We start from the raw sequence: 8,422 nt of genomic DNA, 5'->3' as shown, positions 1-8,422 counted from the left end.
TTCCGCACCTTCGACAAATCGCCCCATCTGCGCCTCTTGTTTCAGCGGGTTGATTTAGTCTAGGTGATCACGCGCGTTTTTACACGGCCTCGGCCGAATCCGGTCTAACGCAATGCGGCGCTCTAGATCATTTGTTTGCACATATGCTCCTCGTCATAAAAACGATCTCCAACCTTCATAGCCCGTGGCTCCAGGCCGAACGTCTGAAAGCCGTGCGACGCGTAAAGCCTCTTTGCTGGCAGGTTTTCCGCATTGACGCAAAGCATCAACTGGATGGTGTCCCACTCCTCAGTCGCGTGAACTGTCGCTGCCGACAAAAGCGTTTGTGCGATTCCTCGTCCACGGTACGAAGGGTTTACAAACACGCCCCAAATCGTGGCCTTGTGATTCACCTGACACAGCGGTTCACGACGAACGCCCGTGATGCCGACCAGCACCTCACCCTCGAACGCACCGAAGACGGCTTGTGTTGGCGTTGAACGAACGCGGTTGGCGATCTCCTCAGTCGAGCGTGCCATTTCCTCCTGACGGGTAGGCCATATGGCGGTGGGGGCGTTGTCGACGGCGAGAAGACGCAAAGCTTTGAATTGATCTGCGTCATGTGGATCTAGTAGGCGGACAGTGACCATGCGATATAAGGGGATGACCAAAGAACGTTTACCGTACTGGATATCAACAACGCCGCGCAAGTGTTGACGGTCAAGTGGTTAGCCCATCCACTTAAGTCAAGCTGTCGACAATCTAGGCGAGGACGACGAAGGTCCGTTCATGGCCGAACCCGGTCCGACGCAGACCTCGATCGATCACTGATAACAGCATGTATGCGAAAGGCATAAACCGACCCGAAGCAGCCGGTCTCAATTCTCCGAAGCGGCCCTTCACTGGAGGTGCATGCCTCCGGCTAGCGCTGCGCTATCGATAGCTATTTGCGGGACGTAGTATGATCGCGACGAATTTCTATCGACAACGGAAACTCCTTCAATGAGCGCGACCTTTAACGTCTTCGATTCAATTCCTGACGATTTAGCCACGCTTGTCGGCGATGGCTTGTCCGCATTTAATACCGTAGCGGTAGGTACCTCTGATTGGCGAGACCTCGCAGTTTCAATCAGTTCTGACGATGGATGCCTTGGAGGCTTGGTCGGCTATACCGCATGGGACTGGCTGTTCGTTAAGTGGCTTTGGATAGTTGACAGCGCTCGTGGGCAAGGGCTTGCTGCAGCAGCGATGGTTGAGGCAGAAAAGGTAGCTATACGCCGAGGATGCCGTGCTGCATGGATCGACACGTTCAACCCTGCTGCGAAACGTCTTTACGAGAGCGCAGGATTTACAGTTTTCGGCGAGTTGCCCGATTTTCCGATTGGGCATACACGCTATTTTCTGCAAAAACGCTTTGCCCCGACAACCGTATCTGTCGCCAATCAGACCGACGCGGCTAAATGACCGTTCCTGGCCGCACTGTGACGGATGACGATCGGCTCAGGCCGACCCACAGGGGACCTTCAGATTTGCCGAAAGCTGCCGTTCACATAGCTTATAGGCGGCTCCGACGTATAAGATCGGTCTAGGCGAAAATTCAACACTCCGACTCGCTGCAGCGACTCAGAGTTGTCTTGGAGTGGGAATCCTCTTGAAAACAATCGTAAAGCGCTTCCTGTTAGCGCTGATCGTCCTGATGGCTTGCGTTCGCGGTGGAGTTGCTCTGGCAGAAACCCCATCTGATCAGTCCTTTTCTCCTGATCCAAAAATCCAGAAAATTGCGGAAGCCTACTCGCTAGACGCCGTCGACTTCTCCGCAAAACAGTTTGGAATAAAACTCGACTGGTCGGACGCGAGTATTGCAAATGTCGAAAAGGCCTTGGCGCAAATGAGTTCATCCTACGTCGGCACGAGTCCCAAGCCTACGGACGAACAAGTTATGTCGTTTGCGAAAGCCTACGGAAGTTACGTCGGAGAGGTGTATCGCCGCAATCATGGTGGCGAATGGGGTATGGTCACCCTTGGCGGAAGCCGATTCCCGGGTCTGCAAACCACCTCAGGTTCCAGCTTCTGGCCATGGGGACGAGTATTCAATCGGATCACAAAGGGGGCGGAGGACAGCATCGCCGACTACTACGTGGCCCTATTGAAAAGGTAGCGGACGGCGCATCCAGTCAACTTGGCCTTGAAGGTCTCAACAATTCAGGCCACGACGTCGACCGTCCAAAACTGACCGAACCCTGCCCGACGGCCCCACCACAAGACCAGAATACGCCGCCCCCAATTCGGAACGTCTCCCGTCACGCCCCGGCCCGAGAGCGCGCTCGCGCGCGGCCCGCCGTACTCCGAACCGGCGCAACTACCTCTGCAAGCAATTCCTCGTGCAGCCCCCGCAACACTTCTACAAAAGCTGACGCGAGCCGCTCTCGTGGCCGGTGCGGAGGAAAAAGCAGATAAGTCGGAAAGAGTGTGGCCGGTAGAAATGGGCGAATTGCAATATCAGGTCCGGCGAAGTCGCGTGCGACGATGGGATGCGCAAGCGTCACGCCCATCCCATGCCGAACCATCTCGCAGCACATCGCGGTGTATTGCGCCTCGATCGCCAGGACGCGCTGCACGCCGGCGCGCTGGAACACTTCGTCCATCAGCACGCGCGTGCCATCGCCGTGACACAGCGAGATGAACGACTCACCCTCCAGATCCTCCGGCTTGATGCTGCGCTTTCCCGCCAGCCGATGTTCCGCCGGCATCACGCAAACGGCAGCCACCTTCGACAGCTGCTCGACCTCGCAATCCGACGCCTCGCTGACGTACACCGCCACACCCAGATCGCAGAACTGCGAAGCAGTCCAATGATTGACCGTGCCAGACGTATTCACATGCAGCGATACGGTGACTTCCGGAAATAGCTCGACAAACCGCTTGATCGCGTGCGGCACCAGCGTCATGCCCGCCGACGGCATGGCGGCAATGCGCAAACGGCCGCTGCCGAGATTGCGAATCTGCGCCGCGGCATTGGCCAAACCTTGCAAGCCGACGAATGCGCGTTCGACTTCGCGAAAGAACGCCTCGCCCTCGCTGGTCGGAATCAGCCGCACGCCGCTGCGCTGAAAGAGCTGCAAGCCCGTATCGCGCTCCAGTTGGGCGATCAGCCGACTCACATTCGGCTGCGACGTGAAGAGCGCCTTGGCCGCGGCGGTCATCGACCCCGAGACCATCACCGCGCGAAACGCCTCGATGTGCTTGAGATTCATCCGTATTCTCCCTTAGACGACCACCCCTAACCCATATCACTCATGCATAGGTAGGTATTTAATTCGTATTGGACGACATGATTAGGCAGCGTGACACTGCATTCTAACGACGGGCGACCAAGCCCGCCTCCCCACACCGGAACTGGAGATCTTCGTCATGAGAAGAGCGTTGCATCGCCGTCTGTCCGCCCCATCGCGCGCCGCCATCGCGGCCGTTTCCTTCGCTTCCGCCCTTGCCGCCCCGCTCTTCGCGCAGGCCGAGACCACGCTCTACGTGGCCAACGTCGGCGGCTCGAACGAACAGGTCTACCGGCAAAAGATCATTCCGCCGTTTGAAAAGGCGCATGACGTCAAGATCGTCTACGTCGCGGGGAATTCGAGCGACACGCTCGCCAAGCTCCAGGCGCAGAAAGGCCATCAGCAGATCAACGTGGCGGTGATGGACGACGGCCCCATGTATCAGGCGATGCAATTCAACCTGTGCGCGAAGCTCGACGACGCGCCCGTGATGAAAGACATCTATCCGCTCGCCAAACTCGGCCCGACCTCGATCGGCGTCGGCATGGTGGCGACCGGAATCGGCTACAACGAAGAGGCGTTCAAGAAAGCCGGCCTGCCGCCGCCCGACTCGTGGAAGGCGCTCACCGACAACCACCTCAAGGGCAAGCTGGGCGTGCCGCCGATCACCAACACCTACGGCCTGCATACGCTCGTGATGCTTGCGCGCCTCTCCGGCGGCGGCGAAAAGAATATCGATCCTGGCTTCGCCGCGATGACGAAGGAAGTCGCGCCGAACGTGCTCTCCTGGGCGCCGACGCCCGGCGAGATGGACGGTCAGATGCAAGCTGGCGACGTGATCCTCGCGCCTTATGGCAGCGGCCGCGCCGTGGCGCTCCAGAACACCGGCTTCCCGCTCAAGTTCATCTACCCGAAGGAAGGCGCGGTCGCGTTGCAGGTGGCGGCATGCGTTGTCGCGGAGAACGCGCAGCCGCAGTTGTCGCAGCAGTTCGTGCAGTACCTGTTGAGCCCGGAAGTGCAGGTGTTGCAGGCGCAAGGCATCGGCATCGGTCCGGTCAACAAGACGGTGAAGCTCGCACCTGACATCGCCGCGCGCGTGCCGTATGGACCGGAGCAGGTCTCGAAGCTGACCGCAATGGACTGGGCCACGATCAACCAGCATCGCGCCGAGTGGACGGAGCGCTGGAACCGTTCGGTCGAACGCTGATGTACGTCACAGCCGTCTGTGACTGGTAAGTTCTTCGCGCGGCGCGCGATCTGATGAAGGAGCGAGGCGTATGGCCTTTTTGACTCTGCAAGGCATTTCGAAGCGCTACGGCGATTTCACCGCCATCGAGCAGCTCGATCTGGCCGTCGAACGTGGGGAACTGCTCGCGCTGCTCGGCCCGTCCGGATGCGGCAAGACGACCACCCTGCAGATGGTCGCGGGCTTCGTCACGCCGACCGCGGGCCGGATTCTGCTCGATGGCCGCGACATCACCCAGGAACGCCCGGAAAAACGCGGCATTGGCGTGGTGTTTCAAAGCTACGCGCTGTTTCCTCACATGACAGTCGCCGGCAACGTCGGCTTCGGGCTGGAGATGCGCAAGGTGAAGCGCAAGGAGCGCGACGAGCGCGTGGCCGAAGCGCTCTCGCTCGTGCGCCTCAATGGCCTTGGCCACCGCTTTCCGAAGGAACTGTCTGGCGGTCAGCGGCAGCGCGTCGCGATAGCGCGGGCCATCGCGATGCAGCCCGAACTCCTGTTGCTCGACGAACCGATGTCGAACCTCGACGCGAAGCTGCGCGAGGAAATGCACATCGAATTGCGCGCCATCCAGAAGCGCCTCGGCATCACGACGATTCTCGTCACGCACGATCAGGTGGAGGCGATGACCATGAGCGATCGCATTGCCATGATGCATCGCGGCGCGATTGCGCAACTGAGCACGCCCTACGACGCGTACGAACGGCCCTCCACGCCGTTCGCCTCCACCTTCCTCGGCCGCACCAACGCGTTTCCGGGCGAAGTGCTGCGCCGCAATCCGCGTTGCGCGGAAGTCGCGGTGGCCGGCACCACGCTGCATGTTCCGCACGAGGGCCGTCAGGTAGATGGATCGGTGAACGTCTATATCCGCCCGGAAAAGGTTCATCTGGCGAATGGCGACGCCCGTGTGCGCGGCCGTATCGCGACGCGGGTCTTCGTCGGCAATCAGTGGCTGCTGGAAGTGGAGACTGAACTCGGCAAGCTGCGCGTGGCGCAGCCGAACCTCGGCGCGCCGCCGCCCGAGGAAGGTCACGAAGTGGGTCTCGCATGGACCGACGACGACCTACGCGTACTCACGCAAGACGATCGGGAGAGCGCTCATGGCCACGCTTGAAGACGGCCGCCCCGGCGCGGCGCCGTGGCTGCTGTCGGGGCCCGCGCTGCTGCTGTTCGTCAGCCTGCTGCTGGTGCCGCTGCTGCTCACGCTGATGCTGTCGTTCCGCGTGTTCAGCGATACGGCCGGCGTCACCTCCGCCTATACGCTCACGAACTACTGGGAAGTGGTCAGCGATCCCTACTACGGCACGATCTTCCTGCGCACTGCCGGTCTCGCGTTCGCCGTCACGCTGCTTTCGATCGTGCTCGGCGTGCCGGAGACCATCGTGCTCGCGCGCATGAAGCGTCCATGGCAGTCGTTGTGTCTGTTGATCGTGCTCGGCCCGCTGTTGATTTCCGTGGTGGTGCGCACGCTCGGCTGGCAAATCCTGCTTGGCAATAACGGCGTGCTGAACAATCTGCTTCAGTCGCTGCATATCACGAGCGAACCGATCCGTCTCGTCTTCACGATGACGGGCATGATCATCGCGCTCACTCACGTGCTAGTGCCGTTCATGGTGATGTCGGTGTGGGCGACCGTGCAGAAGCTCGATCCCCAAGTGGAATGGGCCGGCCGCTCGCTCGGCGGCTCGCCATTCGCAGTGTTCCGCCGCGTGGTGCTGCCGCAGATCATGCCGGGCGTGCTGTCGGGCTCGATCATCGTGTTTGCGCTCTCGGCTTCGGCTTTCGCGACGCCAGCGCTGATCGGCGGACGTCGATTGAAAGTGGTCGCCACCGCCGCTTACGACGAATTCCTCGGCACGCTCAACTGGCCGCTCGGCGCAAGCATCGCCATGCTGCTGCTGATCGCCAACGTGGCGATCGTGATGGGCTGCAGCCGTCTCACAGAACGCCGCTTCCGGCATATCTTCGACTGAGCGAGGGAGAGCGAACATGAAACAGAACGGCATTCTCGGGCTCGTGTACAACGCGTTCTTTCTCACCTTCATCATCGCGCCGCTCGCGGCGGTAATGCTCGTGGCCTTCACCGATAAAGGCTATATCTCGATGCCTTTCGATGGCGCGTCGCTACGCTGGTTCCGCGCGATCCTGGAGAACGACGACATGGTCTCGGCATTCTGGCTCTCGGTGCGGCTCGCGTTCGCTTCGGCGACCATCGGCGTGGTTCTCGCGGTGCCCGCCGCGCTCGCCATTGCGCGGTATCGCTTTCCCGGCCGCGCCGCGCTCACGAGCTTCTTTCTCTCACCGATGATGATTCCCGCCGTCGTGCTCGGCATCGCGTTCCTGCGCTTTCTGTCGCTGCTGCATCTGTCGGGATCGTTCTGGTCACTGGTTTGCGCACACGTGATCATCGTGCTGCCGTACGCGTTGCGGCTCGCGTTGTCGTCCGCTGTCGGACTGGATCGCGATACGGAGCGCGCCGCGCTCTCGTGTGGCGCCAGCCGGTTCACCGCGTTTCGCCGCGTGGTGCTGCCGATGATCCGCACCGGCGTGGCGGGCGGCTGGGTGCTCTCGTTCATCCAGAGTTTCGACGAACTCACGATGACCATCTTCGTTGCGACGCCCGGCACAACCACGCTGCCCGTCGCCATGTACAACCAGATCGCGCAGACGATCGATCCGCTGGTCGCTTCGGTGTCGGCGGTGTTGATCGTCGGCACTGTCCTCCTGATGATCCTGCTCGATCGCATGGTTGGACTCGATCGCATTCTGATCGGAGAAGCCCGATGACATTGACAAGCAGCGTCTGCCCCGACGTGCTCGTGCTCGGCGGCGGACTCGTCGGTTCCGCCGTGGCCTACGGACTCGCCCGCGAAGGCGCGCGCGTGACCGTGCTCGACGAGGACGACGGCGGCTTCCGCGCCTCGCGCGGCAACTTCGGCCTCGTCTGGATTCAGGGCAAGGGCTACGGCCTGTCGCCCTACGCGCGCTGGTCGCGCAGTTCGGCCACGCGCTGGCCCCTGCTCGCCGAAGCGCTGCTCAAGGAAACCGGCGTGGATGTCGCGTTGCGTCAGCCAGGCGGCTTCCACTTCTGCTTCAACGACGACGAACTCGCCGAGCGCGAGAAACGCCTCTCCACGCTGCAAGCCGAACTCGGCGATTACCCGTATCAGATGCTCGATGCCGCCGAAGTCCGCGCGCGCATCCCGCAGATCGGCCCCGATGTGATTGGGGCGAGTTATACGCCGATGGACGGTCACGTGAATCCACTCAAGCTCCTGCGCGGACTGCACACCGCGATGCAGGCACGTGGCGTACGGCTCGTCTCAGGTGAACGCGCGGAGCGCATCGAACCGCAAGCCGATGGCTTCATCGTGCATGGCACACGCGGCACGTATCGCGCGGCGCGAGTGGTTCTCGCCGCTGGCCTCGGCAATCGCGCGCTCGCGCCATTCGTCGGACTGAATGCGCCGGTCGCGCCCAATCGGGGACAGGTGCTGGTGAGCGAGCGCGTGACGCAGTTTCTCGACTATCCGACGCTCAACGTGCGACAGACCGACGAGGGCACCGTGCAGTTCGGCGATTCGATGGAGGAAGTCGGCTTCAACGACTTCACCACCACGCACGTGCTGGCCGACATCGCCCGACGCGGCGTGCGCGCATTCCCGCTGTTGCAGCACGTGCGGCTCGTGCGCATGTGGGCCGCATTGCGCGTCTACACCCCCGACGGCTTCCCGATCTACGACCAGTCCGTGAAGCATCCCGGCGCGTTCGTCGTGACGTGTCACAGCGGCGTGACGCTCGCGGCGGCGCACGCGTTGCGCGTGGCGCCGTGGATCATGGGCAGACCGATGCCAGAGGAACTGCCCAATTTTTCCGCGCGCCGCTTCGAGCACGCCCGAGAACTGACTCCCGCTCACTGACCATCGAT

The 8,422-nt window shown here is 61.5% G+C and carries 9 protein-coding genes; 7 read left to right on the top strand and 2 right to left on the bottom strand.

Annotated elements, in window-relative coordinates:
- Window positions 1-122: 122 nt before the first annotated feature.
- On the bottom strand, window positions 123-629 hold the full coding sequence (locus BM438_RS42965) for a GNAT family N-acetyltransferase (RefSeq protein ID WP_093647376.1): 507 nt from the start codon (window positions 627-629) through the stop codon (window positions 123-125).
- A 352-nt stretch (window positions 630-981) separates the two neighbouring features.
- Here BM438_RS42965 and BM438_RS42960 point away from each other — a divergent pair, with 352 nt between their 5' ends.
- Together BM438_RS42960 and BM438_RS42955 are read left to right on the top strand one after the other, a co-directional pair.
- Complete coding sequence (locus BM438_RS42960) at window positions 982-1,443, top strand: GNAT family N-acetyltransferase (protein ID WP_093647374.1); 462 nt, start codon at window positions 982-984, stop codon at window positions 1,441-1,443.
- A 187-nt stretch (window positions 1,444-1,630) separates the two neighbouring features.
- Entirely contained in the window at window positions 1,631-2,137 is a 507-nt protein-coding gene (locus BM438_RS42955; RefSeq protein WP_093647372.1) for a hypothetical protein, read from the top strand.
- Window positions 2,138-2,279: 142 nt separating this feature from the next.
- On the opposite strand, the gene BM438_RS42950 is transcribed toward BM438_RS42955, so the two are convergent.
- On the bottom strand, window positions 2,280-3,233 hold the full coding sequence (locus tag BM438_RS42950; RefSeq protein ID WP_054041322.1) for a LysR substrate-binding domain-containing protein: 954 nt from the start codon (window positions 3,231-3,233) through the stop codon (window positions 2,280-2,282).
- Window positions 3,234-3,390: 157 nt separating this feature from the next.
- On the opposite strand from BM438_RS42950, the gene BM438_RS42945 reads away from it, so the two are divergent.
- The 5 genes from BM438_RS42945 to BM438_RS42925 all read left to right on the top strand — a co-directional run bounded on the left by BM438_RS42945 (window position 3,391) and on the right by BM438_RS42925 (window position 8,414).
- Entirely contained in the window at window positions 3,391-4,458 is a 1,068-nt protein-coding gene (locus BM438_RS42945; protein ID WP_093647370.1) for an ABC transporter substrate-binding protein, read from the top strand.
- 70 nt (window positions 4,459-4,528) lie between these two features.
- A complete protein-coding gene (locus tag BM438_RS42940; RefSeq protein WP_093647368.1) occupies window positions 4,529-5,608 on the top strand; it encodes an ABC transporter ATP-binding protein in 1,080 nt (359 codons plus the stop codon).
- Window positions 5,595-6,467 carry an ABC transporter permease gene (locus BM438_RS42935; RefSeq protein WP_093647365.1) on the top strand — a complete coding sequence of 291 codons (873 nt, stop codon included), beginning with the start codon at window positions 5,595-5,597 and terminating at the stop codon, window positions 6,465-6,467. Before BM438_RS42940 ends, BM438_RS42935 begins: the two co-directional genes overlap by 14 nt.
- A gap of 16 nt (window positions 6,468-6,483) precedes the next feature.
- Window positions 6,484-7,281 (top strand): ABC transporter permease, encoded by a 798-nt coding sequence (locus tag BM438_RS42930; RefSeq protein WP_054041326.1) that lies wholly within the window; start codon window positions 6,484-6,486, stop codon window positions 7,279-7,281.
- Window positions 7,278-8,414 carry an NAD(P)/FAD-dependent oxidoreductase gene (locus BM438_RS42925; RefSeq protein WP_093647363.1) on the top strand — a complete coding sequence of 379 codons (1,137 nt, stop codon included), beginning with the start codon at window positions 7,278-7,280 and terminating at the stop codon, window positions 8,412-8,414. The genes BM438_RS42930 and BM438_RS42925 overlap by 4 nt, the downstream gene beginning before the upstream one ends.
- The last annotated feature ends 8 nt before the right edge of the window (window positions 8,415-8,422 follow it).

The sequence above is a fragment of the Paraburkholderia aspalathi genome (assembly GCF_900116445.1).
GTDB classification, from domain to species: domain Bacteria; phylum Pseudomonadota; class Gammaproteobacteria; order Burkholderiales; family Burkholderiaceae; genus Paraburkholderia; species Paraburkholderia aspalathi.
This window is presented reverse-complemented; position numbering and strand designations above follow the sequence as displayed.

What these genes read in the sequence shown, in the direction of transcription:
- BM438_RS42965 (WP_093647376.1), bottom strand. Translation starts at nt 629, where the DNA reads ATGGTCACTGTCCGCCTACTAGATCCACATGACGCAGATCAATTCAAA.
- BM438_RS42960 (WP_093647374.1), top strand. Translation starts at nt 982, where the DNA reads ATGAGCGCGACCTTTAACGTCTTCGATTCAATTCCTGACGATTTAGCC.
- BM438_RS42950 (WP_054041322.1), bottom strand. Translation starts at nt 3,233, where the DNA reads ATGAATCTCAAGCACATCGAGGCGTTTCGCGCGGTGATGGTCTCGGGG.
- BM438_RS42945 (WP_093647370.1), top strand. Translation starts at nt 3,391, where the DNA reads ATGAGAAGAGCGTTGCATCGCCGTCTGTCCGCCCCATCGCGCGCCGCC.
- BM438_RS42940 (WP_093647368.1), top strand. Translation starts at nt 4,529, where the DNA reads ATGGCCTTTTTGACTCTGCAAGGCATTTCGAAGCGCTACGGCGATTTC.
- BM438_RS42935 (WP_093647365.1), top strand. Translation starts at nt 5,595, where the DNA reads ATGGCCACGCTTGAAGACGGCCGCCCCGGCGCGGCGCCGTGGCTGCTG.
- BM438_RS42930 (WP_054041326.1), top strand. Translation starts at nt 6,484, where the DNA reads ATGAAACAGAACGGCATTCTCGGGCTCGTGTACAACGCGTTCTTTCTC.
- BM438_RS42925 (WP_093647363.1), top strand. Translation starts at nt 7,278, where the DNA reads ATGACATTGACAAGCAGCGTCTGCCCCGACGTGCTCGTGCTCGGCGGC.